26 protein-coding genes are annotated in these 25,735 nt (G+C 63.9%); 14 read left to right on the forward strand and 12 right to left on the reverse strand.

What is annotated here, in order from left to right; all coding sequences use genetic code 11:
* The 3 genes from FJ471_RS02680 to FJ471_RS02690 form a co-directional block, all read left to right on the forward strand.
* On the forward strand, positions 1-1,804 hold a 1,804-nt coding region (locus FJ471_RS02680; protein WP_140801626.1), incomplete at its 5' end, for an FAD-dependent oxidoreductase.
* Positions 1,805-2,005: 201 nt separating this feature from the next.
* A complete protein-coding gene (locus FJ471_RS02685) occupies positions 2,006-3,400 on the forward strand; it encodes a glycosyltransferase family 39 protein (protein ID WP_181179120.1) in 1,395 nt (464 codons plus the stop codon).
* 15 nt (positions 3,401-3,415) lie between these two features.
* Positions 3,416-4,756, forward strand: a complete 1,341-nt coding sequence (locus FJ471_RS02690; protein WP_140801628.1) for a Xaa-Pro peptidase family protein — start codon at positions 3,416-3,418, stop codon at positions 4,754-4,756.
* On the opposite strand, the gene FJ471_RS02695 is transcribed toward FJ471_RS02690, so the two are convergent.
* Both FJ471_RS02695 and FJ471_RS02700 read right to left on the reverse strand, forming a co-directional pair.
* Positions 4,724-5,560 carry a PhnD/SsuA/transferrin family substrate-binding protein gene (locus tag FJ471_RS02695; protein WP_140801629.1) on the reverse strand — a complete coding sequence of 279 codons (837 nt, stop codon included), beginning with the start codon at positions 5,558-5,560 and terminating at the stop codon, positions 4,724-4,726. The genes FJ471_RS02690 and FJ471_RS02695 overlap by 33 nt on opposite strands.
* A gap of 74 nt (positions 5,561-5,634) precedes the next feature.
* Positions 5,635-6,645 carry a fatty acid desaturase gene (locus FJ471_RS02700; RefSeq protein ID WP_140801630.1) on the reverse strand — a complete coding sequence of 337 codons (1,011 nt, stop codon included), beginning with the start codon at positions 6,643-6,645 and terminating at the stop codon, positions 5,635-5,637.
* Between the two features lie 228 nt (positions 6,646-6,873).
* Here FJ471_RS02700 and FJ471_RS02705 point away from each other — a divergent pair, with 228 nt between their 5' ends.
* The 3 genes from FJ471_RS02705 to bmt all read left to right on the forward strand — a co-directional run bounded on the left by FJ471_RS02705 (position 6,874) and on the right by bmt (position 9,491).
* A complete protein-coding gene (locus tag FJ471_RS02705; protein WP_140801631.1) occupies positions 6,874-7,731 on the forward strand; it encodes a helix-turn-helix transcriptional regulator in 858 nt (285 codons plus the stop codon).
* Between the two features lie 51 nt (positions 7,732-7,782).
* Positions 7,783-8,385 (forward strand): urea carboxylase-associated family protein, encoded by a 603-nt coding sequence (locus FJ471_RS02710; RefSeq protein ID WP_140801632.1) that lies wholly within the window; start codon positions 7,783-7,785, stop codon positions 8,383-8,385.
* Positions 8,386-8,468: 83 nt separating this feature from the next.
* On the forward strand, positions 8,469-9,491 hold the full coding sequence (bmt, locus tag FJ471_RS02715; protein WP_140801633.1) for a betaine--homocysteine S-methyltransferase: 1,023 nt from the start codon (positions 8,469-8,471) through the stop codon (positions 9,489-9,491).
* A 10-nt stretch (positions 9,492-9,501) separates the two neighbouring features.
* Here the strand turns inward: bmt and FJ471_RS02720 are convergent, their stop codons facing one another.
* The 8 genes from FJ471_RS02720 to FJ471_RS02755 all read right to left on the reverse strand — a co-directional run bounded on the left by FJ471_RS02720 (position 9,502) and on the right by FJ471_RS02755 (position 18,133).
* On the reverse strand, positions 9,502-9,807 hold the full coding sequence (locus tag FJ471_RS02720) for a hypothetical protein (protein ID WP_246684577.1): 306 nt from the start codon (positions 9,805-9,807) through the stop codon (positions 9,502-9,504).
* Between the two features lie 120 nt (positions 9,808-9,927).
* The gene (locus tag FJ471_RS02725) at positions 9,928-12,117 is read right to left on the reverse strand and encodes a VWA domain-containing protein (RefSeq protein ID WP_140801634.1); all 2,190 of its coding nucleotides are present in this window, start codon (positions 12,115-12,117) and stop codon (positions 9,928-9,930) included.
* A gap of 2 nt (positions 12,118-12,119) precedes the next feature.
* Positions 12,120-12,680: an RNA polymerase sigma factor gene (locus FJ471_RS02730; RefSeq protein WP_140801635.1), complete on the reverse strand. Its 561-nt coding sequence runs from the start codon at positions 12,678-12,680 to the stop codon at positions 12,120-12,122.
* Positions 12,681-12,862: 182 nt separating this feature from the next.
* Positions 12,863-13,594, reverse strand: coding sequence for a dienelactone hydrolase family protein (locus tag FJ471_RS02735; RefSeq protein ID WP_140801636.1), 732 nt, complete (start codon positions 13,592-13,594; stop codon positions 12,863-12,865).
* Positions 13,595-13,711: 117 nt separating this feature from the next.
* The gene (locus FJ471_RS02740) at positions 13,712-15,013 is read right to left on the reverse strand and encodes an MFS transporter (protein WP_140801637.1); all 1,302 of its coding nucleotides are present in this window, start codon (positions 15,011-15,013) and stop codon (positions 13,712-13,714) included.
* Positions 15,010-15,687: a FadR/GntR family transcriptional regulator gene (locus FJ471_RS02745; RefSeq protein ID WP_140801638.1), complete on the reverse strand. Its 678-nt coding sequence runs from the start codon at positions 15,685-15,687 to the stop codon at positions 15,010-15,012. The genes FJ471_RS02740 and FJ471_RS02745 overlap by 4 nt, the downstream gene beginning before the upstream one ends.
* An 86-nt stretch (positions 15,688-15,773) precedes the next feature.
* Positions 15,774-16,469, reverse strand: a complete 696-nt coding sequence (locus FJ471_RS02750; RefSeq protein WP_140801639.1) for a 4Fe-4S dicluster domain-containing protein — start codon at positions 16,467-16,469, stop codon at positions 15,774-15,776.
* 89 nt (positions 16,470-16,558) lie between these two features.
* The gene (locus FJ471_RS02755) at positions 16,559-18,133 is read right to left on the reverse strand and encodes a trimethylamine methyltransferase family protein (protein ID WP_140801640.1); all 1,575 of its coding nucleotides are present in this window, start codon (positions 18,131-18,133) and stop codon (positions 16,559-16,561) included.
* A 272-nt stretch (positions 18,134-18,405) separates the two neighbouring features.
* On the opposite strand from FJ471_RS02755, the gene FJ471_RS02760 reads away from it, so the two are divergent.
* Entirely contained in the window at positions 18,406-19,104 is a 699-nt protein-coding gene (locus FJ471_RS02760) for a B12-binding domain-containing protein (protein ID WP_140495658.1), read from the forward strand.
* A gap of 85 nt (positions 19,105-19,189) precedes the next feature.
* On the opposite strand, the gene FJ471_RS02765 is transcribed toward FJ471_RS02760, so the two are convergent.
* Positions 19,190-19,324: an entericidin A/B family lipoprotein gene (locus tag FJ471_RS02765; RefSeq protein WP_041003961.1), complete on the reverse strand. Its 135-nt coding sequence runs from the start codon at positions 19,322-19,324 to the stop codon at positions 19,190-19,192.
* A 53-nt stretch (positions 19,325-19,377) separates the two neighbouring features.
* On the opposite strand from FJ471_RS02765, the gene FJ471_RS02770 reads away from it, so the two are divergent.
* Positions 19,378-20,007, forward strand: coding sequence for a DUF1638 domain-containing protein (locus FJ471_RS02770; RefSeq protein WP_140801641.1), 630 nt, complete (start codon positions 19,378-19,380; stop codon positions 20,005-20,007).
* Between the two features lie 5 nt (positions 20,008-20,012).
* Here the strand turns inward: FJ471_RS02770 and FJ471_RS02775 are convergent, their stop codons facing one another.
* The gene (locus FJ471_RS02775) at positions 20,013-20,927 is read right to left on the reverse strand and encodes an NAD(P)-dependent oxidoreductase (protein ID WP_140801642.1); all 915 of its coding nucleotides are present in this window, start codon (positions 20,925-20,927) and stop codon (positions 20,013-20,015) included.
* Between the two features lie 126 nt (positions 20,928-21,053).
* Here FJ471_RS02775 and FJ471_RS02780 point away from each other — a divergent pair, with 126 nt between their 5' ends.
* From FJ471_RS02780 to FJ471_RS02805, 6 genes are all read left to right on the forward strand, one after another.
* Entirely contained in the window at positions 21,054-21,629 is a 576-nt protein-coding gene (locus FJ471_RS02780) for a DUF4893 domain-containing protein (protein WP_140801643.1), read from the forward strand.
* A 91-nt stretch (positions 21,630-21,720) separates the two neighbouring features.
* Positions 21,721-22,503: a formyl transferase gene (locus FJ471_RS02785; protein WP_140801644.1), complete on the forward strand. Its 783-nt coding sequence runs from the start codon at positions 21,721-21,723 to the stop codon at positions 22,501-22,503.
* Between the two features lie 134 nt (positions 22,504-22,637).
* Positions 22,638-22,940: a virulence factor gene (locus tag FJ471_RS02790; protein ID WP_112099163.1), complete on the forward strand. Its 303-nt coding sequence runs from the start codon at positions 22,638-22,640 to the stop codon at positions 22,938-22,940.
* Positions 22,933-23,523, forward strand: coding sequence for a methylenetetrahydrofolate reductase C-terminal domain-containing protein (locus FJ471_RS02795; protein WP_140801645.1), 591 nt, complete (start codon positions 22,933-22,935; stop codon positions 23,521-23,523). Before FJ471_RS02790 ends, FJ471_RS02795 begins: the two co-directional genes overlap by 8 nt.
* Positions 23,520-24,611 (forward strand): methylenetetrahydrofolate reductase, encoded by a 1,092-nt coding sequence (locus FJ471_RS02800; RefSeq protein ID WP_140801646.1) that lies wholly within the window; start codon positions 23,520-23,522, stop codon positions 24,609-24,611. Before FJ471_RS02795 ends, FJ471_RS02800 begins: the two co-directional genes overlap by 4 nt.
* Positions 24,612-24,753: 142 nt before the next feature.
* Positions 24,754-25,728: a methyltetrahydrofolate cobalamin methyltransferase gene (locus FJ471_RS02805; RefSeq protein WP_140801647.1), complete on the forward strand. Its 975-nt coding sequence runs from the start codon at positions 24,754-24,756 to the stop codon at positions 25,726-25,728.
* Positions 25,729-25,735: the final 7 nt, after the last annotated feature.

Raw genomic sequence — 25,735 nt, forward strand, 5'->3', positions numbered from 1 at the left:
GATCTACACCCGACAGGAGCGCAACGGCATCTTGCTCGGCACCTATGAAAAGGCCTGCAAGCCGTGGTCGCCGGTCAACACGCCCTGGGATTTCGGCCATGAACTCTTGCCACCCGACATCGACCGCATCGCGCCGTCGCTGGAAATCGGCTTCAAGCATTTCCCCGGCATCGAGAAAGCCGGCATCAAGCAGATCATCAACGGCCCCTTCACCTTCGCGCTCGACGGCAACCCGCTGGTCGGCCCTGTCCAGGGCCTGACCAATTTCTGGTGCGCCTGCGCGGTCATGGCCGGCTTCAGCCAGGGCGGCGGCGTCGGCCTCGCGCTCTCCAACTGGATGGTGCATGGCGACCCGGGCTTCGACGTCTGGGGCATGGATGTCGCCCGCTTCGGCGAATGGGCGAGCCTGCGCTACACCAACGCCAAGGTGCGCGAGAACTATTCGCGGCGCTTCTCGATCCGCTTCCCGAACGAAGAGCTGCCTGCCGCTAGGCCCGCGCAGACGACGCCGCTCTACGATACCATGCTCGCCAACAACGCCGTCATGGGCGATAGCTGGGGCCTGGAAACCCCGCTTTGGTTCGCGCCGAAGGGCAAAGAACCGAAGGACATCGTGTCCTTCCACCGCTCCAACGACTTCGGCCCGATCGGCGAGGAAGTGCGTACGACGCGTGAGAAGGTCGGCGTCACCGAGATCGCCAACTTCGCCAAATACGAGGTCTCGGGTCCGGGCGCCGAGGATTTCCTCAACCGGCTGATGACCAACCGCATGCCGAAGGTCGGCCGCATCGTGCTGACCCCGATGGTCAACGAGTTCGGCAAGCTGATCGGCGACTTCACCATCGCCAAGGCCGGTGAAGACCGCTTCATGATCTGGGGCTCGTCGGCGGCGCAGAAATACCATATGCGCTGGTTCGAGAAGCACCTGCCGAAGGATGGGTCGGTGCGCATCCACCGCTTCGACCAGACGCTGGTAGGTCTCTCGATCGCCGGGCCGAAGTCACGGGACCTGCTGCAGAAGCTGGTCGATGTCGACATCTCGACCAAAGCCTTCCGCTTCATGGATTTCCGCGAAATGGCGGTCGGCGGCGCGCCATGCATGGTCAACCGCATCACCTACACCGGCGATCTCGGCTATGAGATCTGGATGGCGCCTGCCTATCAGCGCCTGGTGTACAAGGCGATCAAGGACGCCGGCGAAGAGTTCGGCCTGGTCGATTTCGGCATGCGCGCTTTGCTCTCCATGCGCCTGGAGAAGAACTTCCCGACCTGGTTCCGCGAGCTTCGGCCGATCTACGGGCCGTTCGAAGGTTCGATGGACCGCTTCATCAAGCTGGAGAAGAACGACTTCATCGGGCGCGAGGCGTCGGCCAAGGAACACGCCGAGGGTCCGAAGCTGCGCCGCGTTTCCTTCATCGTCGACGCCATAGACGCCGACGTGATGGGCGACGAGCCGATCTGGGCCAAGGTCAGCAAGGACTACGGCACGGTCGAAAAGCCGCATGGTTACGGCGCGCCGCGCTTCGATGAGACGGGGAAGGAAGTGCGTGGCTCGAAGGCAGCCGAGGGCGCTTCCGCCGTGCGCGGCATCATCGACGGCGAATGGCGCGTCGTCGGCTGGGTCACCTCGGGCGGCTATGCGCATTACGTCCAGAAGTCGATGGCGCAGGGCTACGTGCCGGCGGCTCTTGCCGAGGACGAAAGCGCCGGCCTGTTCGAGATCGAGATCCTCGGTCACCGCCGCCCGGCCCGCATCAATGTCGAGCCGCCCTTCGATCCGAGCGGCGAGAAGATGCGGACCTGAAGCCTCGGGAATCATTGGATTGCGCCGGGCGCTATGGCATGGTCGGGCCCGCTACCGGCGCATCAGCATGAGAAGACCATCCCCTTGCGGCAGTTAGAGAAATGGACCGATTGGCTCTGCGATGAACGGGTCGGTCCATTCAGCGCCGCGATCGCGTCGGTCCTCCTCTATTGTCTGACCCAGATCGTCGTGATGGCCCTGTTGTCTCACGTTGCGGGCACGGGCGTCGGTGTCGACGATTCCGAGCAACTGATGGAAATGCGGTTCCTGGCTGCCGGCTACGGCAGTTCGCAGCCGCCTTTGTACACCTGGCTCGCCATGCTTGCGGCCTCGTTGGTCGGAACCAGCGTCCTTGCCCTCAAGATCGTCAAATACGGCCTGCTGGCCGCGGGGCTGGCAGCGTATTTCACCGCCATACGCCGCCTCGGCTACTCGAACCGCGCCGCTGCCTCGGGCATGTTCGGGCTGCTTCTGTTTCCCCAGGTCTTCTGGGAGATGCAGCACGCCCTCACCCACTCGGTCGCCATATTCTGTTTCACCTCGGTGTTGCTTCTGGCGCTTGTCGAGGTGGAGAAGCGGCGTTCGGCCGTTGCCTATGCGTTTTTCGGCCTGGCGACGGCGGCCGCGATGCTGTCGAAATACAACATCGTCATCTTCCTTGCCGCCCTGTTCCTGGCATCCCTCTCGGTTCGCGAAACGCGTGAGGCGATCTTCGACCGCCGTTTCCTGATCAGCGTGGCGGTAGCGGTCCTTGCCTGCCTGCCGACGCTTTATTGGAGCCTGACGCATCTGGAAGATCTGCTCTCGCACCAAGATGGCCTGGGCGTCGCCGAAGGCGGCAGCATTGCGAAAACAGCACTTCTCGGCAGCCGCAGACTGGCCAATGCGATCGTCAATTTTGCCGGATTGCCTGCCGTGATTTTTGCCGCCGCTTATGTCCTGGCGATGAGAAACCGGACTGAGCCGCCTCAGCCGGTGCGGTGGCCGGAAAAGCTGTTGTGGCGGGCGATCGTCCTTGGCTTGGTGGTGATGGTGGCAGTCGTGCTGGCGGCTGGCATCACGCAGTTTCGCGACCGCTGGATGCTGCCCATCTTCATCCTCCTGCCCGCGGCCCTTGCCATGCGCTTCGACGCCATGGGCCAGAAGGGCCGAAAGACGCAAGCCACCATCGTCTTTGTCGGCGCTCTTCTTGCCATGCTGGTGCTGCCGCTGAGCTGGTACATGCACCTGCACGGCGGCGACAGCCGCGGCGGCATCGTGCGTACGGACTACCAGTCGCTTTACAAGCAGATCAACGCCGACGGACCGGTCAAGACCGTGGTCTCGAGCTGGTTCTGGGTCGGCAATCTTCGCCTGGTCGATGCCGGTCTCATCGCGCTCGATGACGAGACGCCGGACTTCGCCCGGTCGATCCGCGAGCCGGCGGTGCTTGTCCTGACCGATGACAGGGAACCGCCCTCCGATGTCTTTGAAGAAATGGCGAAAGCTGGCTACGTGATGGACACCGTCCACCGCACTGTCGAAGTGCCGCAGGCGCTCGGCTTCCCGCCACGCAAAGTCACGATCACCAGACTGCACAAGAAGACCGCGCAGTAAGGGTTCAGGGGACGAATGGACAAGCAACGCTTCGGCCGCCACCGCAAGATCATGCCCTTCGAACCCGGCTCGGTCGAAGCGCTGCGCGAGGTCTCGCGCGAGAAGGCCGCCGCGCTCAACCAGCATGTGCTGGGCTATGGCGCGACGGCCGAAGCGGAATGGGCCGCGGCCGGCATCGCAGCGCCTGACCTACCCGCCATGCGCAGATACCGGCTGGAGCGCATCCGCGCCGAGCTGAAGCGCCGCGACTACGCCGGTGCCCTGCTCTACGACCCTGTCAATATCCGCTACGCGACGGACTCGACCAACATGCAGCTCTGGGTCGCGCACAACCCGACACGCCATTGTTTCGTCGCAGCGGAAGGGCCGGTGGTGCTGTTCGACTATTTCTCCTGCGAGCACCTGTCCGACCATTCGGGTGTCGTCGACGAGGTGCGCCCGGCCGTGTCGTGGATGTATCTCTACAGCGGCGAGCTTACCGAGCAGAAGGTGCGGCGCTGGGGCGCGGGCATCGCCGAGCTCGTTGCCGAGCATGGCGGCGGCAACCGCTGCATCGCCGTCGACCACATCAACCCCGAAGGCGTGGAGGAGCTCGCGCGCCGCGGCATCGCGATAGGCAATGGCGAGGCCGTGATGGAGAATGCGCGCCTCATCAAATCGCCCGACGAGATCCTCGCCATGCGCCGCGCCATCGTCGCCTGCGAGGCGGCGATGGGCGAGATGGAAGCCGCGCTGAAGCCCGGCATCTCGGAGAACGAATTGTGGGCGGAACTGCATCGCGGCAACATCGCGCGCGGCGGCGAGTGGATCGAGACGCGTCTTCTGTCGTCCGGACCGCGCACCAATCCCTGGTTCCAGGAATGCTCCTCGCGCGTCGTCGAGAACGGTGACCTTGTCGCCTTCGACACCGACCTTATCGGCCCTTATGGCTTCTGCGCCGACCTTTCGCGCACATGGCTCTGCGGCGACAGGCAACCGTCGAACGAGCAGCGCGACCTGTTCCGCATCGCCGCCGGCCAGATCGCCCACAACACCGACCTGATGCGGCCGGGCATCTCCTTCCGCGATCTCGTCGAGCGCTCGGCGGTGCCGCCGGACGACTGCTACCCGACGCGCTACGGCGTGCTTTATCATGGGGTCGGCCTGGCGGACGAATATCCGACGCTGCCGCATATAGGCGACTGGACCGCCGACACGCCGGACGGCGTGCTCGAACCTGGCATGGTGCTTTGCGTCGAAAGCTATATCGGCAGGCTTGGCGGACGCGAAGGCGTCAAGATCGAGGAGCAGATCCTGATCACCGAGACCGGCAACGAGAAGCTTTCAGCCTACAAGCTGGACGAGCGGCTGCTCTGATCCGCTTTCGACCGCCGCGACGGCGTCGCGCATCGCGGCAATGACTTTCTCCGGCGTCGTCCTGGCCGTGATGTAGGGCAGGCCCTTGCGCCGCGCCGTCCAGCCGACCACCTTCAAGCCTTTCGCCGCCGGCTCGAAACGCTGCGCCAGCGCCCAGCTTTCGCAGTCGATAGCCGCGACATCGGCCCTGCCTTCGGCGACCGCCACGATCGACGACCGGTGGCCGCCGCTTTCGCTGCGCGAGGCGAAGATGTCGAGGCTTGCGCCCATGGCCTCCAGGTCGCGCGTCAGCCCGATCAGCCCGGACATCGAGTCCGGATTGTTGAAGGTGAAGCGCTTGCCGCGAATGAGATCGAGCGGGACCGCAGCCTTGCCATCCGCCGGCGAGGCTAGCGACGGTCCACCGTCCGCAGCCATCACCAGTGCGCTGGAATAAAGCTCGCCCTGCCCGCCTTCGAACGCATCGTAGCTTGGTTGGGCAATCACCTGCACATGCGGGGCGAGGCCGAGTTCCATTGGCCCCCAGCATGTTTGCCCGAAGAGCAGCGCCGGGCTCAGCCAGAGCTGGTGAAAATCGAACTCGTCCGGGGGGAGCGTCGCCGGGTCGGGCGCGATCGGCTTGCCGGCGTCGTCGAGGATGCCGCCAGGCACCGGCGGCAGTTCGCCATTGCTGCGCACGACGGCCTCCGGCGCATCGATGCCCCTTTGCCGGAAGGCGTCGCGAAGCCGTGCCCATTGCGCATCGACCTCGCCACGCGCTTCGGGCCAGTCATACATCGGCAGGGCCGCAACGAACTTACTCATGTCGAATAGCTTTCAAAGACAGGCAACCTTCGGCGCCTGTGTTCCGCCACGAAAGCGGCCGCGGAAAGTCGAAATTACTCTTTCGGCGGCTCCGCGGGAACGGGTGCTGTTCCCAACCCGCTGACATTGCGCGCCCGCACGCGCGGCTTGAAAGCGCGGCCAGGTTCCGGTGCGCGCCGCAGCACCGGATGGACGATCGGCTCCTTGGCCTTGAAGGCGTGGGCTTTCAGCATCGCAAAATAGTTCGGATAGGCATAACCATTGTTCATCCGCAGCCACTCTTCGCGGCGCTCGCGAAACAGCGTCGGCAGCCTGTACCAGGCAATGGTCGGGCTCTTGTGATGGACGAAATGCAGATTGTTGTTGAGGAACAGGAAGGAGAGCGGAGAGCGCTCGACGATCACCGTGCGCCCTTCCGGATGTTCCGACCACTGATGCTCTGCATAGGTACGCACCGAAATCAGCGACTGCCCGAGCCAGACCGGCACCAATATGTAGAGCCAGAGCGGAATGCCGAAACCGAATGTGACGATCGGCACCACCACGGCAAGGCCGATAGCGTGCAGCAGCCACGCCTTGCGGATCGCCTTGTCCCCGACGATGATCTGCTTGGCGTCGTCGATGAAGAAGCCGATCGACGACAGCCACGGTCCGAGGATGAAGCGGCCGACCATGGTGTTGTTGATCTTGAGCAGAAGCTTCATCGCCGGCGGCAGTTCCTCATGCATCCAAAGCGCCTGGTAATAGCTCTCCGGATCGTCCAGCGGATCGGTCAGCCGCTCATCGGCGTGGTGGCGCAAATGGATGGTCTTGAAACGCCGGAACGGCCAGACCAGCCCGATCGGCAGGAAGACGAAGGTTTCATTGAGCTTGGCGTTGCGGGTCGGGTGACCGTGCAGCACTTCGTGCATCAGCGAGGATTGCAGAGCCAGGATGAAGGGCAGGACGGCAAGCGCCAAAAGCGGATGGGATGGCCAGAGAAGGAAGCCCGTGGCGAGCCAGGCGCCGTAGCAGAAGAGTGTGAGGAAGACAGTCGGCCATTCGACCGCCGGTGTGCTGCTACGTCTCTTATTCATGCTTGCCATGCTATCGACCACTGCCCTCCAGTCGCCGGAACCAACTCGGTTCCTGACAGCATTGTGTCAGGAGCCTGCCGTTACATCAACGCGACAAAGCGCACAAACTGTTGCGAGTGCGCATTTTCAGCCGCATATGTTATACATTGTAAACAGATATGGGGATTCGTTTCCGCCTGAGCCACGTTCAGATCGGCTTCAGCGCAAATTTTTCCTCTCCAAAGCAGGAGCAGCGTCATGGACAAGCGCGATCTTTCGACCCTGTTCAGGGAGCGGCTGAAATTGCTCTTGACACGGTCCGACCTCAACCAGTCGGCCTTCGCGACTGCCGTCGGCATCGACCGCTCGGCGCTCTCACAACTCCTGTCAGGCGCCTCGACCCGCTTGCCGCGCGCCGAGACGCTTCTCAACATTGCGGCCGAGTTCAAGGTGTCGCTTGATTGGCTGCTGGGCCTTTCCCAGGACGAGGGCGTCACCGGCGAAATTAGAGAGAGCCTCGAGATCGAGGAGGCGCCCGACGGCTTCGACCGCACGTTGCTCGCCAAGTGGCATGCCGAGGCGGCGGGCACGAAAATCCGCTACGTGCCGGCAGGCATCCCTGACCTTTTGCGCACGGAAGCCCTTGTTGAGTATGAGGCCGGAATAACCAACAAGAGCCGTGAGGCGCAGGCCGGCGAAACGCAATACCGCATCGACTATACAAGACGGCCGGAGACCGACATGGAGGTCTGCATGCCGCGCCACACGCTTGAGATCTTTGCGCGCGGTCTCGGGGTCTGGGATCGTTTCCCGGAAGCCGAAAGGCGCAAGCAGTTGCTGCACATGGCAACACTGCTCGACGACCTTTACCCGACTTTCCGGCTGTTCCTTTATGACGGCCGCATGCGCTATTCGATCCCCTACACGATCTTCGGTCCTTATAGGGCCGCGATCTATGTCGGCGACATGTATCTGGTGCTGAACGCCACCCAGCCGGTCCGGACGCTTACCAGCCATTTCGACAATCTGATCCGCGCCGCCGACATCAACGCGCATGAGGCGGCAAGCTTCACGCAGAAGCTGGCCGCAATGTCTTTCCCGTCAGGCTCTGTCTGATTGCCGGCATAGATATCATCCTGGCCGCCGCTCATCGTTTCAGGAAAACCCATGCAAGCATCGCGTCACATCCTTGTCCCTCCTCAGTCGGGCCGTTCCATGCGCGTCAGGCGCGGCGATCTGATCCGCATCGTCGATCCCAAGGGCCAGCAGGTCTCGGACCTCTGGGCCTTCTCGACCGGGGACCGTCTCGACTGGCTGAGCACCTCGCAGACCCGCGACATCACCGAGCGGCTGTTCCCGAAACCCGGCGACCATTTCTACAGCGCCGCCGGCAAGATCATGCTGACGCTGATCGAGGACGCCTCGCCCGGACCGCATGACATGCTCTATCCGGCCTGCGACAGCGCGCTCTACGAACGCGCCGGCCTGCCCAACCACCCGAACTGCCGCGACAATCTAATGAAGGCGCTCGGCGCGGAAGGCATCGACCTCCCCTTCGCGCCCGACCCGGTCGACCTCTTCCAGAACTCAATGCCGCAGCCGGACGGAACCCTGGTGGTCGAGGCCTCGATCAATCCGCCGGGCGGCTACGTGACATTGCGCGCCGAACAGGACCTCCTGCTTGTCGTCACCGCATGCTCGGTCGATCACCACCCGACCAATGGCGATGCCTGCACCGAGATCGAGGTCGAGATCACACCGGCTTCGTAAGATCTTCTCGGTCGCAAGTTCGTTGACTGGACATAAAGACTTCTTTATATCGTTATTTGAATTCGAACACGAAAGTCAAAGTCATGACCGCGACCAACCCGATTGACGCCCTGCTTGCCGAAAAGGGCGTGCTCCTGGCCGACGGCGCCACCGGCACCAATCTGTTCGCCATGGGTCTGGAAGCCGGCGAAGCGCCGGAGCTGCTCAATGAGACGTCGCCCGAGACGATCGCCAGCCTGCATCGGAATTTCGTCGATGCCGGCGCCGATATCATTCTGACCAACTCCTTCGGCGGCACCCGCCACCGGCTGAAGCTGCATCATGCGCAGGATCGCGTGCACGAGCTGAACAAGCGCGCCGCCGAGATCGCCCGTTCCGTTGCCGACAAGGCCGGCCGCAAGGTGATCGTCGCCGGCTCCGTCGGTCCGACCGGCGAATTGCTGGTGCCGCTCGGCGCCCTGACTTACGACGATGCCGTCGAGGCCTTTGCCGAGCAGATCGAGGGTCTCAAGGCCGGCGGCGCCGAAGTCGCCTGGATCGAGACCATGTCGGCGCCCGACGAGATCCGCGCCGCCGCGCAGGCCGCGATCCGCGTCGGCCTGCCCTATACCTATACCGGTTCCTTCGACACGGCCGGCCGCACCATGATGGGCCTGCTGCCGAAGGACATCCACGCCGTCGCCGACGGCCTGTCGCAGGCCCCGCTCGGTGTCGGCGCCAATTGCGGCGTCGGCGCTTCCGATATCCTGGCCTCGCTGCTCGACATGACCGAGGCGAAGCCGGAGGCAACCGTGATCGTCAAGGGCAATTGCGGCATTCCGGAATTCCGCGGCGCGGAGATCCACTATTCCGGCACGCCGGAATTGATGTCCGACTATGTGCGGCTGGCGGTCGATGCCGGCGCAAAAATTGTCGGCGGCTGCTGCGGCACCTCGTTCGCCCACCTCGCCGCCATGCGCAAGGCGCTCGACGCGCACACCAAGTCGACGCGCCCAACCGTCGAGACGATCGTCGAGCGTATCGGCCCGATGCGCAACAAGGTGGCGACGGCAAATACCCCGGAAACCAGCGAAGGCCGCCGCGAACGCAGGCGCAGCCGCGCCTGACAGGCCTGCTTTATTCGCTGCTTTCAGCGTAGCGCGACAGCGCTGTGTTGAAATCGACGACGTTCTGGCTGTCGGAGCTCATCGTCATCAGGGCGCCCGACGCGCCCGGATCGCTGATCTGCTCCAGCATCGCGCGAAAACGATCGTTGTTGAGCGCCGAAAGTGCGGTGTTGCGCGTCGCGCTGACATCGTTGCTGATACGCGCGGATTCCGGCGTGGGGGCAGAAGGTGCCCGGACCGGCATGTTGTACACCGTCCCGCCCGCGTTCCCGGTTGTATTGATATGCACTGCTGATCCCTCAAACTCTATCAGCATTGACTAACAGAAGCTCATTGCGATGATATTCCGGAAAAGCCACGCAATTTAACGATCGCAAAAAGGCCGGCAGGATTTGCCCCGCCGGCCTTCGCGATTCAGTCCCTGCCCTTCGGCCCTCTACTTGTTGCCGTCCAGCGATGCGGCCAGGCGCACCAGCGACAGGAACTCCGCCCTGTAGCCGAACGGATCGGCACCGCGCGCGGCGTTGGCGATCTCGGCGATCCGGTCATAGCCGAAATTCGCCGTCTGATCCTCGTCGCGCAGCTTCTGGCCGAAGGCGGCGACCGCAACCGAGAAGCGCTGGTCGGTGCCGGCCGCGTCGAAGGACTTGACCTCGTTGGCGGCAGTGACCGGCGTGGTGATCAGCTTCGACACGTTCTCGTTCGGCAGCTTGTAGCGGATCTTGACGAAGGCATATTCGCCGGCATTGGCGACGCCGCCATTGTCGACCGTGGCCTGGCCGTAGCGCAGCGGGTCGACCTGTTCACCGCCGCTGCCCTTCAGCGTGATCTCATAGACCGCCGTCACCGAATGGCCCGAACCGATATCGCCGGCATCGACGCGGTCGTTGTTGAAATCCTCGCGCTTCAGAGCTCGCGTCTCATAGCCGACCAGCCGGTACTCCGACACTGCGGCCGGGTTGAACTCGACCTGGATCTTGACGTCCTTGGCGATGGTGAACAGCGTCGAGGAAGCGTCCTCGACCAGCACCTTCTCGGCCTCCGCCAGCGTGTCGATATAGGCGGCCGTGCCGTTGCCGTTCTGGGCGATGGTCTGCATCATCTGGTCGTTCAGATTGCCGCGGCCGAAGCCGAACACCGAGAGGAACACGCCCGTCTTGCGTTCCTTCTCGATCAGCCGCTTGAGGTCGTCGTCATCGGTCTGGCCGACGTTGAAGTCGCCGTCGGTGGCGAGCATCACACGGTTGACGCCGTCCTTGACGAAGGATTGCTGGGCAAGCTTGTAGGCCTCGCGGATGCCTTCCTCGCCTGCCGTCGATCCGCCGGGCGCCAGATTGTCGATCGCCGCAAGGATCTTTTGCCTTTCCGCCGCCTTGGTCGGCATCAGCACCGTGCCGGCATTACCCGCATAGGTGACGATCGAGACGGTGTCGTCGGCTTTGAGCTTGTTGACCAGCAAGCGGAAGGCGGATTTGAGCAGCGGCAGCTTGTCCGGCTCGTCCATGGAACCCGAGACGTCGATCAGGAAGACCAGATTGGCCTTCGGCTGCTCAGCCGGCTTCACGTCGAAACCCTTGATCGCGACATGCATGAGCTTGGTGTGCTCGTTCCACGGCGTCGGCATGACGGTGACGGTCGAGTTGAATGGCGCCGCGGCCGAGTCCGGCCCCTTCCAGTCGTAGGGGAAGTAGTTGATCATCTCCTCGACACGGACCGTGTCGGCCTGAGGCAGAGCGCCTTCCTTCAGCGAGCGCCGCACGAAGGAATAGGAGGCCGTGTCGACATCGATCGAGAAGGTTGAGACCGGGTCCTGCGCCGTTTCATGCACCGGATTGGTCTTGAAGGTCTCGATGCGGTCGCGGTTTTCCTCCTGCGGCTGCATCTGGTCGGCCGGCATGGGCGCGGGCTGCACCATCAGCTTGGAATCGACCATTGCGGGAGGAGACGCCGGCATCGCAGCAGCTTCCCCGGCCGGAGCCTGGTCGGCTCTCGCCGCTTCGTCTTGTGATTGTGGCTTGAAGTTCATCATCACCCGGGAACGCGACCCGTCCTTGCCGCCGGCCGCGAACTGACCGCTCTCGGCCGGTGCCGGCGGGGGCAACGCATCGGGCGCCGCTTCCTGCTTGACCAGGCCGTCCACTTCCGTCGCCGGCTTGGCCGGCGTTGCCGGGACCACTTGCGAATTGGCTCGATACTCAGCGTCGGCGTCGGTCTTCTTCGCCTTGGCGGGCGCTGCTGCCAGCGGCTCGTTGATCGCGGGCTGTTCGGGCGCGGGCTTCTGCGCCGCCGGCTTGTCGGCCAAGGTCTCGGTGACCGTTCCGTTGCCGCCGATGACGGGCGGCTGTTCCTTCAGCATCTCGAAAGCGGCATAGCTGGCGATAGGCAGCGCGACCAGCGCGGTGATGGCCGGTGTGGCAATGAGTTTCCGTTGCATGATGTCTCTCCAGAGCTTTTGTGCTCGCTCCGTGAGACGAAGGCCCGCAGGCGTTCCTTGGGGGACAGCCGAAATTCTTTCGTCCAAGTCGAAGGCCTGCATCGCGGCCGCGAGCGCGCGCGCCTTCGCCTCGCCGTCAGGCGCCGGTACCGCGATGTCGCGCAGCCTTTCGAGTTCGTTGTCGTCGACCATGGTCACACTTCCCCGGCTGAACGCATCAGCACTTTCAGCCGTTTCTTCGCTTCATGGATGTGCCAGGAAACCGTCGTCTCCGAGATCGCCATCACCTCCGCCGCCGCCGCGTGGTTGAGACCTTCGCCATAGACAAGCAGCACCGCGTCGCGCTGCTTGTCGGGCAGCGTCCGCACCGCCGCCCAAAGCGTTTCGGCGGGATCGTCGGCCTCGGCCAGTGCTTCGCCCGCAATCGACGCATAGGCGCCGTAGGCATCGGTCTTGGCGGTGTCGCGGGCGCGCTTGCGCATCAGGTCTCGCGAAGCGTTCAGCGTCATGGCATAGAGCCATGTCGTGAAGGCACCGCTGCCCTGATAGTCGCGGATCGCGCGGCCGAGCCGCACGCAGACGTCCTGGGCGATGTCCTCGGCATCGGCCTTGCGGCCGCACCAGCGATAGGCGGCGCGATAGACGAAGCCATAGTGCCTTTCGAGCAATCTGCCGAAAGCCCCCCTGTCTCCGTCCCTCGCCCGCCCGATCAATTCGGCATCGGAGGCTTCGCTGTCGTCCAGCATCATCGCCATCATTTGCCTGTTGGACGAAGGCTAATGACCAATCCTTGGGGCGATGAAAAGATTTTTTTGCGGCAGCGCATTTCCTTCTCCCCGTTTACGGGGAGAAGGTGTCCGAAGGACGGATGAGGGGCGGCGCTGACATTCGAAGGCTCGCGCCGCACAGCGCGCCCTCCGCGACCTGCGAGAGATGGTTATCCGAGCGTCTCTTTGAAGAACGTCCCCAGCCGCTTCCAATGGCGCTCGGCGCCCGCCTCGTCGTAAACGCTATGGTCCTTGATGCACCAGCCATGGCCGACGCCGACATAGTTTTCGATCGCATGGTCGACTTCGGCGACCCTGAGCGCTTCCGCCAGCCGCGCCGACTGTTCCGGCGGGAAGCTGCGATCGACGCCGGCAACCCCGACATAGACGCGCGCCTTGATCGAGGCGGCCTTGCGGTGCGGGCTGTCCGGCGCGTCGCTGGCCAGATTGCCGCCATGGAAGCTCGCCGCGGCGGCGATGCGGTCGGGATGGGCTGCCGCCGCGTTCAGCGCCCGCGCTCCGCCCATGCAATAGCCGACGACGCCGATCGGCCCATCGATGCCTTCGGCCGTGAGCGCATTGAGGAAGGCCGCGTTGTCGCGAATGGTCATCTCCTGCGTCGTGCCGGTGACAAGCGCCATCAATTTGGTCTTGGTTTCCTCCACCGCGAAGGCGGTCTTGGCGTCGAACGGCCCATAGGGCGCGTTGCGATAAAAGAGATCGGGCACCAGCACCGCATAGCCATCGCCGGCAAGCCGCTCGGCCATCTCGTCGAGCGCCGGGCGCGGCCCGAAGGCGTCCATATAGAGGATGACGCCGGCACCGGCTTTGGTGGACGGTCGGAAAAGGCCCGCCCTTGCCACGCCGTCAAGCGTCTTGATCTGAAGGTCCTGCTTCGCCATCGCCTGCTCCATTTATCGGATGGGCGATACATATCCGCGCCAATGACCAGGGCAAGGCATCAGCCGGATCCGGCGGTCAACATTTCGTGCGGGCGCTACGGCGTCCCACCCACGAAATCAACTCTGGTCCTCGATGGGCAAGGTTCTTGCGCCGACATGCAAGGCGCGGCCGGCGCCGAACCCCATGATTGCCGCGCCGAGCCCGAGCGCTACGAACAGGAAGGCCGATCCCGAGAAACTACCGGTCCAGCCGCGGATCAACCCCACCAGCAGCGGGCCGAAGGCGGCAAGCACATAGCCGACACCTTGCGCCATGCCCGACAGATGCGCCGCGACATGCGAGTCCGGAGAACGCAGCACGATCAGGGTCATGGCGGCTGCGATCAGACCACCCTGCCCGATGCCTTGCAGAACAGCCCAGACCAGCACCGTCGAGGTCGGTGCGAAAAGAATGCCGAACAGCGCGGCCACCGCGATCGCAACAAGCGCCACGTTGATGCCGCGCTGGTTGCTCAGCCGCACGGCGATGGACGGCACCGCAAGGCAGGTGATGACCTGCGCCATCACGGACACCGATGCGATGGCGCCGGCGGTTGCCGCATCGAAGCCTCGCTCGCGCAGGATCGGCGCCAGCCAGCCGAAGACGCAATAAGCCAGCGCCGACTGCAGGCCCATGAACAAGGTCACCTGCCACGCAAGACGATCGCGCCAGAGGCCGACGACGCGAAAGCCGCGATGGCTTGCCTGCCGCCGGCTGCCCAGGGCCTGTGGGATCCATATCGCCAGCATGAGCAAGGTCGGCACCGCCCAGGCACCGAGCGCGCTCGACCACGAACCGGTGACGAAATGCTCGATCGGCAGCGTGAGGCCGGCGGCGGCGGCCGAACCCGCGCAAAGCGCCATGGTGTAGAGGCCGGTCATGACCGCGGCGCTGTCGGCGAAGTCACGCTTGACCAGTCCAGGCAACAGCACGTTGCCGATGGCGATGGCGCCGCCGGCAAGGAAGGTCGCGGCGAACAGCAATGGAACCGATCCGAACCAGCGCAGTCCGGTTCCCAACGCCAGCACGACAAGCGCGCCGAGCAAGGCCCGTTCGGCGCCGTAGCGCTGGGCAAGCCTCGGCGCAAACGGGGCAAACAGGCCGAGACAGAGCACCGGCAGCGTCGTCAGCAGGCTGGCGCCCGTCGTCGAGAGCCCGGTCGCCTGCATCACTTCGGGCAACAGCACCGACAGGCTGGAAAACAACGGCCGCAGGTTGAAGGCGATCAGCACAAGGCTGGCGCCGAGCACGATACGCGCGGCGCGGCTGCGCAACTGCGGGGGCTGCGGCGGCGGCAGGCTGTCGGCCTCGGCGTCGATGAGGTTCAGCCCCTCGAGGGATTGCGCCTCCAGGTCGGGTTGGCGAAATGTCTGGTTCATTGGGAAAGCAGTCTTTCAAACTGGGCAAGCACCGGCGCCATGAAGGCGTGAACGGCAGCAACCGCGCCGTCGGGATCGCCTGCGGCGATGGCATCGAGGATGGCCGCGTGCGCCTGCTGGTCCGGTTCGGGCAGCTCGCCATCGATCGTGGCGTGGATGGTTTCGGTAATGGCGACGGTGAAGAAATCATAGAGTTCCATCATCGCCTTGTTGCCGGACGCCGCGACGACCGATTTGTGGAAGGCAAGGTCGCGCTGGATGAAGGCTTCGCTTCCGCCGTCGGCGACGCTACCGCGCTCGGCAAGCAGCTGACGCATCCGCTTGATGTCGGCGGGCGTGCGGCGCAAGGCGGCAAGCCGTGCCGCTTCAAGGTCGAGCGCGGCCCGCGCCTCCCATTGATCGCGCAGGCCGGTGCGCCTGACACGATCGAGAGCCGCGGACGCGTCGACGGTCGAGCGCACATAGGTGCCCGAGCCCTGGCGCGTATCCAGCAACCCTTGCGAGACCAGCACCCTCACCGCCTCGCGCACGGTACCGCGACTGACGGCAAGCAGATCGCTGAGGACCGCCTCATTGGGCACGCGCTCGCCGACACCCCAGCGGCCGCTGACGATCTCAGCGCGCAGGCTTTCGGTGGCGCTGGTGGTAAGGTTGGTTCTGACGGCGGGTTGCATCGGCCTATTCATCAAGTCATCTGATGACTTGATGAATAGGCCGACAGCCGATCACCGTCAAGCGCTTGCGAACAAACGACGACCGATCAGGCGGCGGCGCGCGCGAAACTCGCCATATGGAAGGCCTGGACCTCCGCTGGGTAGCGATAGGCCACGCCAAAGGGGCAGGCGTTGCGATCGAGGCAGCCGCCGCTCCGGCACGATCCCCCACGAGGGCCGCGCACATGGCCGAGACAGCTCTCATACGCAAAACCCTGTTCAGAATAGGCGTCGACAGGACAGGATTTAAGGCAAGGTTTTGCGACACATGTGTCGCAAAGATGAATCGCCTCATGAGCTTCGGACTGAGAAATCTCGTCCTCGAACAGCAACGCGCCGCGATAGGCGTGCCATAGCCCGTACTGGGGATGCATAAGTATGCCGAGCGGCGACGGCTTCAGTCGCTCGGCACGCATCGCCCATTGCTGGAACGGCAGATAGGGCCGGTCGGACGGCGAAATAGCGCGCGCACCGCAGCCCTGCGCGACGGCGCCGATCACCTCGCGCGACCAGGTGTCGAGTGGATTGGCGATGTCCCTCGCCTGCTGCCGAAGCCAGCGCTGGAAATGCGGCCATGGCGCCGCGCCTGCCTGCCCGACCAGCAGCATCGATTTTGCCGGGGCGCCGGAAGGTCCGGCTGGCGCCGCCTCCTCGTCGCCGAAGCCGAAACCGCCGCGAAGGATCAGGCCACTGGCCGCAAGCACGGCCGCAATCTCCTCGACCGTGCCGCGGGAAAAAGTCATCCCTTCCGGTCCGGGTCGGAGAACGCGCTCCGCCAGACTTCCTTGTGAATGATGTTGGCGACTTTAGCCCGGCCTGAATCGGGCTCCTTTCACGTGAAGGCGTCGGCCATCGAGCCCTTCTTCTTGGCGATGAAGTCGTTCAACGCCTCGTCGATGGCCGGATCGAGATGCGGCGCCTCGTAGCTCTCCAGCCAGCGGCGGGCGAGCTCGTTGGCGCGCTGCGGCGCGGTCTTCTCGCCTTCGGCCAGCCACTGCTCGTAGGAATTGTTGTCGGCGATGTTGGAGCGATAGAAGGCGGTCTGGAAATTCGCCTGCGTGTGGTCGCAGCCCAGATAATGGCTGCCCGGACCGACCTGGCGGATGGCATCCATCGCCTGGCCGTTTTCCGACAGATCGACGCCCTCGGCGAATTTCTGCTGCATGCCGAGCTGGTCGATGTCCATCATGAACTTTTCGTAGCAGGAGGCGAGACCGCCCTCGAGCCAGCCCGCCGAATGCAGCACGAAATTGGTGCCGGCGAGGATCGTCGAGTTGAGCGTGTTGGCGCTCTCGTAGGCCGCCTGTGCATCCGGAACCTTCGAGGCGCACAGCGAACCGCCGGTGCGGAACGGCAGGCCGAGCCGGCGGGCGAGCTGCGCCGCGCCATAAGAGACAAGCGACGGCTCGGGCGTGCCGAAGGTCGGCGCGCCGGACTGCATCGAGATCGACGAAGCGAAGGTGCCGAACAGCACCGGCGCGCCGGGCCTGATCAGCTGCGTGAACGAGGCGCCGGCGAGCACCTCGGCCAGCACCTGCGTCAGCGTGCCGGCGACCGTCACCGGGCTCATCGCACCGGCCAGGATGAAGGGCGTGACGATGCAGGCCTGGTTGTGGCGCGAATAGACTTTCAGCGCTCCCAACATGGTCTCGTCGAACACCATCGGCGAGTTGGCGTTGATCAGGCTGGTCAGCACCGTGTTGTTCTCGACGAAGTCGTCGCCGAACACCAGCTTGGCCATCGCCACCGTGTCCTCGGCCCGCTCAGGCGCCGTCACCGACCCCATGAACGGCTTGTCCGAGTAACGGATATGCGCGTAGATCATATCGAGGTGGCGCTTGTTGACCGGCACGTCGACCGGCTCGCACACAGTGCCGCCCGAATGGTGGATCGACGGCGCCATATAGGCGAGCTTCACGAAATTCTGGAAATCCTCGATCGTCGCGTAGCGGCGATTGCCGTCGAGGTCGCGCACGAAGGGCGGTCCGTAGACCGGCGCGAACACGGTCGCATTGCCGCCGATCTGCACCGAACGTTCCGGATTGCGCGCATGCTGGGTGTAGATGGAAGGCGCGGTCTTGAGCAGCGAGCGGCACAGCCCCTTGGGGAAATGCACGCGCTCGCCCTTGACGTCGGCGCCAGCCTCTTTCCACAGCGCCAGCGCCTCGGCGTCGTCACGGAAGATGATGCCCATCTCTTCCAGCACCGTGTCGGTGTTCTTCTCGATCAGCGCCAGGCCTTCCTCGTTGAGGACCTCGTAGACGTTGATCTTGCGCTTGATATAGGTGAGCTGCGTGCCCGGACCGCCGCCCGAACGGGCGGCCCGGCGCGCCGCCGCGCCGCCGCTGGCGCCGCGTCCGCGCCGTCCGCCTGACGCTTCCTGCTCGACTGCCGCGTTATCGCTCATGATCGTTCTTCCTATAACTTGGCCTGAATTGGCTGGGCGGCCCATCGTCGCCGCTTCTTGCCGGATCGTAGCCATGCACCCTATTGGAAACGGCCAGCCAGCGCCAACACCTGTCGCAAAATCGACAAGAAAAGCGCCAATTTTTCAGTCGCTTTCCTTTTGCGGGAAGTCGCAAATCAGCTATGGCTAGCTTGCCCTCGCGGGTTAGGTATTGGCGCATCGATTTTTAGGCTGCGGCGGTCATTCCGAGCAGCAAGGAGCCCGAGGAAAAAATGTCCGACGACGAGATCATCCTTTCCGAGCTTTCCGACGACGAGCTCGTGCAGCAGATGCACGACGACCTTTATGACGGGCTGAAGGAAGAGATCGAGGAAGGCACCCGCATCCTGCTCGAACGCGGCTGGGCGCCCTACAAGGTGCTGACCGAGGCGCTGGTTGAAGGCATGCGCATCGTTGGCGAGGATTTTCGCGACGGCATCCTGTTCGTGCCGGAAGTGCTGCTGTCGGCCAACGCCATGAAGGCCGGCATGTTCATCCTGCGTCCGCTGCTTGCCGCCACCGGCGCGCCGAAGCAGGGCAAGATGGTGATCGGCACCGTCAAGGGCGACATCCACGACATCGGCAAGAACCTTGTCGGCATGATGATGGAAGGCGCCGGCTTCGACGTCATCGACCTCGGCATCAACAACGCGGTCGAGAAATATCTGGACGCGATCGAGCAGCACCAGCCCGACATCATCGGCATGTCGGCGCTGCTCACCACCACCATGCCCTATATGAAGGTCGTCATCGACACGATGAAGGAAAAGGGCATCCGCGACGATTATGTCGTGCTGGTCGGCGGCGCGCCGCTCAACGAGGAATTCGGCAAGGCCGTCGGCGCCGACGCCTATTGCCGCGATGCCGCGGTCGCGGTCGAGACGGCCAAGGACTACATGAAGCGCAAGCACAACGTTCGCGCTTCCGCCTGACCCGAGGCATCAGGATGGATCGACAAGAAAAGCCGCGCCTTGCAGCGCGGCTTTTTTGTTCCCAGATGATGGGTGAGGCTGCCGATCAGTTGACAGTGTCTTTGACCGCCCTCGCCGTCGATTTGACGTCCTTGCCGACGCCCCGGATGGTGTTGGCGCAGGCCGTGAGGGCAAGCGCGCAGGCCAGGATGGCGATCGGCGCGATGCGTAGCAGTTTCATGGACGGTGTCTCCCTCGACAGATATTAAGCCCCGCAGCGAAAGCCGGCCCGACTTGGTCAAGACGCAAAAAACGGAACCGAATCACACAGACAGGCTGCTCGTCATCGCCTGCGGGATGATTGCGCGCGAAGTTTTGGCCGTCAAGCAACGGCTAAAGCTCGATCATCTCGAGCTGACCTGCCTGCCGGCCGAGTTCCACTTCTATCCGGACCGCATCGCGCCGGCGATGGACAAGGCGATCGAAAAGGCCAAGGCCGAAGGCTACCGGCACATCTTCGTCGGCTATGCCGATTGCGGCACCGGCGGCCTGCTCGACCGCGTCATCGAGAAGCACGGCGTCGAGCGCATGGCCGGACCGCATTGCTTTGCCTTCTACCAGGGCATGGATGCCTATGCGAAGGTCGCCGATGACGACATGATGTCGTTCTACATGACCGACTTCCTTTGCCGGCAGTTCGACGCCTTCTTCATCAAGCCGCTCGGTCTCGACAGGCATCCCGAACTGATCAAGGATTATTTCGGCAACTACGAGAAGCTGATCTATCTCGCCCAGACCGACGACCCGGCGCTCGACAAGGTCGCCGAGAAAGCCGCTGTTATGCTCGGCCTGGTGTATGAACGCCGCTCGACCGGCTATGGCGACCTGACCGGCGAACTGGCGCGGGCGGCAGCCGGCGCCTGAGGGCTTCACGCCTCCGTTTCGAGCGCCCTCAACACATCGGCAAAACTCGTTCTGCAGACGAAGCCCAGCTTCTGCCTCGCCCGCGACGGATCGTAGACGCGGTCGATCGATGAGAACATCGTCCAGCCCTTCCCGACATAGAGCCGGGGGTAATCCGGGAAATAGCGCGCGACGACAGACGGCGCGTCGGCGATCAGCTCGGCGCAATCCTCCGGCCGAAACGGCGTCGGCGCCGAGATGATGAAGGTGTCGAAACCGAGCTGCGGCGCCTTCTCCAAGGCTGCGACATGGGCTTCCGCCGCGTCCTCAACCGTGAGGCGGCGGAACAGCAATTCGTTGGCCTTGGTGTTGGCGTCGGACTGCTCGATCGCATGCGCCATATCGTCCGCTTCGGGAAAGAAGCGCGCCGTGCGCAGCACGACGACGGGCAGCCCATGCTCGATATGATAGAGACGGCACAAATGCTCGGCCGAAAGTTTCGTGACGCCATAGATATTGCGCGGCTCCGGCGACATTTCTTCCGTCAGCCAGGCGGCCTTGCGCGCGCCGCCTCGGAAACCGGCGCGGATCGCCTGCGAGATCATCAGCGATGTCGTCGAGGTGAAGACGAAGCGCTCGACGCCGCAGGCAACCGCCGCGTCGAGCAGGTTGAGCGTGCCTTGCACATTCGTCGCGACGAAGGCCGTGTTCTCAAAATGCTCGATATTCGGCTTGTGCAGCGCGCCGCTGTGGATGATGGCTTCGATGCGATACTCGCGGACAGTCTTGAGCACCAGATCGCGATCCGCGATCGAGCCGACGACCTGCGTAAGCGCCGAACTGACCGGATCGAGGCCGATGACCTCATGGCCGAGCGCTTCGAGCCTTGGCTTGAACGCGCTGCCCAGCCAGCCGGACGATCCCGTGAGCAAGATCCGCATCGATCGAACCGCCATTTTTTCGAGCTCACGCTGTTAAGCACGGATGACAGGCGATCGCGAACCGGTAAGTTGTGCGCCAGTGATAGAAAAAACTGTTCCAGCCATTGATTTGAGGAGACACATTTCATGACGCCTCGCCTGCTTTTTGCCGCCCTCGGCCTCATCGCCCTCACCTTGCCCGCCCATGCCGACGGCGAAGTGCAGAAGCTGATCACCGCCGCCGACAAGGCCCGACTGGATAAGTATGGCGAAACGCGCAAGGCAGCCCTCGAGGAGGCCAAGGCCGGCAATCCGTCAGAGGTCAAGCAACTGGATGACCTGCTCGCCAAGCCGCTTGTCGCCTTCTCCGACAAGGACCTCACCGGCAACTGGAAGTGCCGCACCATCAAGGCGGGCGGCATCAGCCCGCTGATCATCTATGGCTGGTTCAAATGCAAGGTGACCGACGACGGCTCCGGCTGGCGGCTTACGAAGATCAGCGGCTCGCAACGCACAACCGGCCGCTTCTTCGACGATGGCGACAAGCGCTCGATCTATCTCGGCTCGTTCTCGGTCAATGACGACAAGGCCAAGCCCTATGGCAGCGGCCCCGAAAGCGACCAGGTCGGCTACGCCTTCCGCAACAGCGCCACCGAATGGCGCATCGAATTCCCCGCGCCCTATTACGAATCGAAGCTCGACATCATGGAATTGAGGCGCTGAACGGCCTTCGACGCTGGCTGAAACGCCTTCGGCACACCAAGGATTAACCCGCCCCGCATAGCATGCGCCAGTCTTCAGAGTGGGGCTTGCCGTGGCAGCGTTGGAATCGAATACGCGACCGGTCGTGGTCGTCACTGAAGGTGGCCCGCATATCTGGGCCATCGTCAATGCGCTTGCCGATTGCGTCGGCCCCGTCAGCGTCATCCTCGAATCCGCTGAATCCAAAAAGCGCCTGCTGATTGGCCGCGCGCGGCGCCAGGGCTGGGTCTCGGCCGTCGGCCAGCTCGGCACCATGGTGCTGACCAGGCTCGGCAAGCGATTCTTGGCCGGTCATGCCGAACGGCTGATCGCCGAGGAGAAGCTCGACACCGAACCGCGGCAAGGCCAGGCGATCATCCACGTGCCCTCGGCCAATGGGCCGGAATGCCTGAAGGAAATCGCGAATATCAAACCGGGTGTCGTCCTGCTCGCCGGCTGCAGGCTGCTGTCGAAGGATACGCTGGCCAAGATGCCTTGCCCGGTGCTCAACTATCACGCCGGCATCGCACCAAAATATCGCGGCATGAATGGCGGCTACTGGGCGCTGGCCACCGGCGATCAAGGGAATTTCGGCACGACCGTTCACCTGGTCGATGCCGGCGTCGACACCGGCGGCGTGCTGAAGCAATCGCGCGGCAAGCCTAAGACCGGCGACACGATCGCCAGCTACGCTCTGCGGCAAGCAGCCTTTTCGCGCGATATCTGCGTCGACGCGGTCGGCAATGCGCTGGCCGGCAGACTGGAAATCATCGATCCCGGCCTGCCGTCCAAGCAGTGGTATCACCCGACGATCTGGTTCTATCTGTGGACCGGCCTGACGAAGCGCGTCTGGTGATCAGCCGGCAACGGATTCCGGCATTCGCCTTGCGTCGTTGACAGCGTCGCTTTTGAAGGCGCGCGCGTCGTCCCATAACAAGCGGCCTCATGGCGCTTGCGGCAATGCTCGCAACATCAAGGAGCAAGAGTTTCATGGCCGATCTGATCGTCGTCTATTGGCGCGACATCCCCGCCCAGGTCATCGTCAAGAAGGGCCGGCAGAACGCCAAGCGCGAACTGCCGCTGCGCTTCACCGAGGCGATCGACATGTGCGCCATGCGCACCGGCGCCGGCGGCACCGACGACTATCTGGCCGAGTGGCGCAAGGCCGACCCGATCCCGGTCGGCGACGACATCGAGGCCGAGGTCGAGAAGGCTTTTCAGGAACTCGACGCGAAATACGACCGCGAGCGGCTGGTCGCTCTGGTCAAGGCTGGCGGGAAAGAAAATGTCTGACAAGGAGCCGGCGGTCACCCAGGCCACTTTGGTCAAGAAGGCAGCGCCGAAATCCGACTACAAGCCTGCCGACGTGTCGCCGCAGCGGCGCGTCCAGCGCACTTTTGCGGTGCGCCTGTGGTCGATCCGCCATTCGCGACTGCTCGAATGGTTCTACAGCCGGTTCGCCGATGCCTTCCTGCTGTTGCACCCTCTGTGGAAAGGCATCGGCTACGGCCGCGTCGAAGCGCCGGTGAAATTCGTCGAGAAGCGCGTCAAGGGCTTCATGTTCGACTGCCGCATGTGCGGCCAGTGCGTGCTCTCCTCCACCGGCATGTCGTGCCCGATGAACTGCCCGAAGCAGCTGCGCAACGGCCCATGCGGCGGCGTGCGCGCCAACGGCAATTGCGAGGTCGAGCCGGACATGCCCTGCGTCTGGGTCAAGGCCTGGGAAGGTTCGCGCAACATGGTGCATGGCGACAAGATCCTGACCGTGCAGAAGCCGGTCGATCAGTCGCTGCGCGAAACCTCGGCCTGGCTGCGGGTGACCGCGCAATCCGCCGCGGCGCGCGAGCCGACCCAGAACCCCGGAGCTTCGGCATGACCGGCCGCCAGCGCGACGAGAACCCGGCCGGCATCCACCTGCCGCTCGATCCCCTGCCCGGTCACACGTCGCGCGGCCGGCTGGAGCGCGTGCTGCGCCGTGGCGAATTCGCGGTGACGACCGAGCTCAACCCGCCCGATAGCGCCGATCCGGAAGACGTCTACAACCGTGCCAAGATCTTCGACGGCTGGGTCGACGCTATCAACGCTGTCGATGCTTCGGGCGCCAACTGCCACATGTCCTCGGTCGGCATCTGCGCGCTGCTGACCCGCATGGGCTATGCGCCGATCATGCAGATCGCCTGCCGCGACAAGAACCGGATCGCCATCCAGGGTGACGTGCTGGGCGGCGCCGCGATGGGTGTGGCCAATATGCTGTGCCTCACAGGCGACGGCGTGCAGGCCGGCGACCAGCCCGGCGCCAAGCCGGTGTTCGACCTCGATTCCATGTCGCTGCTCGAGACCTGCCGCATCATGCGCGACAACGGCAAGTTCCTGTCCGGCCGCAAGCTGACGACGCCGCCGCAGATCTTCCTCGGCTGCGCGGTCAATCCATTCGCGCCACCCTACGATTTCCGCCCGATCCATCTCGGCAAGAAGATCGCAGCTGGCGCGCAATTCGCGCAGACGCAGTACTGCTTCGACGTGCCGATGTTCAAAACCTTCATGCAGAAGGCCCGAGACCTCGGTCACACCGAAAAGCTCTTCCTGCTCTGCGGCGTCGGTCCGCTCGCTTCCGCCAAGACGGCGAAATGGATCCGCTCCAACGTGCCGGGCATCCACATCCCCGACGCGGTGATCAAGCGGCTCGAGGGCGCGCAGGATCAGAAGAAGGAAGGCAAGCAGCTCTGCATCGACATCATCAACGAGGTGAAGGAAATCCCGGGCGTCGCCGGCATCCATGTGATGGCCTACCGCCAGGAGGAATATGTCGCCGAGATCGTCGATGAATCCGGCGTGCTGAAAGGCCGCCAGCCCTGGAAGCGCGAGATCCGCCGCGATGACCAGCTGGTCGCCGAGCGGCTCGGCCACATTCTGCACGACGAGATTACCGAAACCCAGGTGGATATGGTGAAGACCGCGCATTGATATATGTCGCCCAAAAGTGGGAACGGTTTTGGGACAACGACATACATTGACTTGGAGTCTAAGGACGCTGTCGGAACGCATTCGCTTGAACCAGATCAGATAACGATATAAAGAAGTCTTTATATCCCGACGGAGAGATCGCATGACCCGCACTATCGTCGCCTCGGCGACCCGAGAAATCGTCATCGGCTTCGATCAGCCCTTCTGCGTGATCGGCGAACGCATCAACCCGACCGGCCGCAAGAAGCTGGCCGCCGAGATGGTGGCCGGCAACTTCGAGACCGTCATCAAGGACGCGCTGGAGCAGGCCGCCTGCGGCGCCACCATGCTCGACGTCAATGCCGGCGTCACCTCGGTCAACCCGAATGAGACGGAGCCGGGTCTGCTGGTCCAGACGCTGGAGATCGTGCAGGGGCTGGTCGATCTGCCGCTGTCGATCGACTCTTCCGTCACCGCCGCTATCGAGGCCGGGTTGAAGGTCGCCAAGGGCCGGCCGCTGGTCAACTCCGTCACCGGCGAGGAAGAAAAGCTCGAAGCCATCCTGCCGCTGGTCAAGAAATACAACGTCCCGGTCGTCGCCATCTCCAACGACGAGACCGGCATCTCGATGGACCCGGACGTCCGCTTCGCCGTCGCCAAGAAGATCGTCGAGCGCTGCGCCGACTTCGGCATCCCGGCGTATGACGTCGTCGTCGATCCGCTGGTGATGCCGATCGGCGCGCTGGGCGATGCCGGCCGCCAGGTGTTCGCGCTGCTGCGGCGGTTGCGCGAAGAACTCAAGGTCAACACCACTTGCGGCCTTTCCAACATCTCCTTCGGCCTGCCGCACCGCCACGGCATCAACGCCGCCTTCATCCCGATGGTGATCGGCGCCGGCATGACCAGCGCCATCATGAACCCGGTCCGTCCGCAGGAAATGGAAGCCGTGCGCGGCGCCAATGTGCTGAACGGCACCGACGAGAACTGCACCAACTGGATCCGCACCTACAAGGACTACAAGCCGGCCGAAGGCGGCCATCCGGTTGCCGCTCCAGTCGCGGTGACCGCGCCGGGCGACGGCGCTGCCGCCGGCGGCCGCCGCCGCGGCGGTCGTGAAGCCCGCATGGCCAGGGGATAAGCGCGCA

The sequence above is a fragment of the Mesorhizobium sp. B2-7-1 genome (genome assembly GCF_006440735.1).
GTDB lineage: Bacteria > Pseudomonadota > Alphaproteobacteria > Rhizobiales > Rhizobiaceae > Mesorhizobium.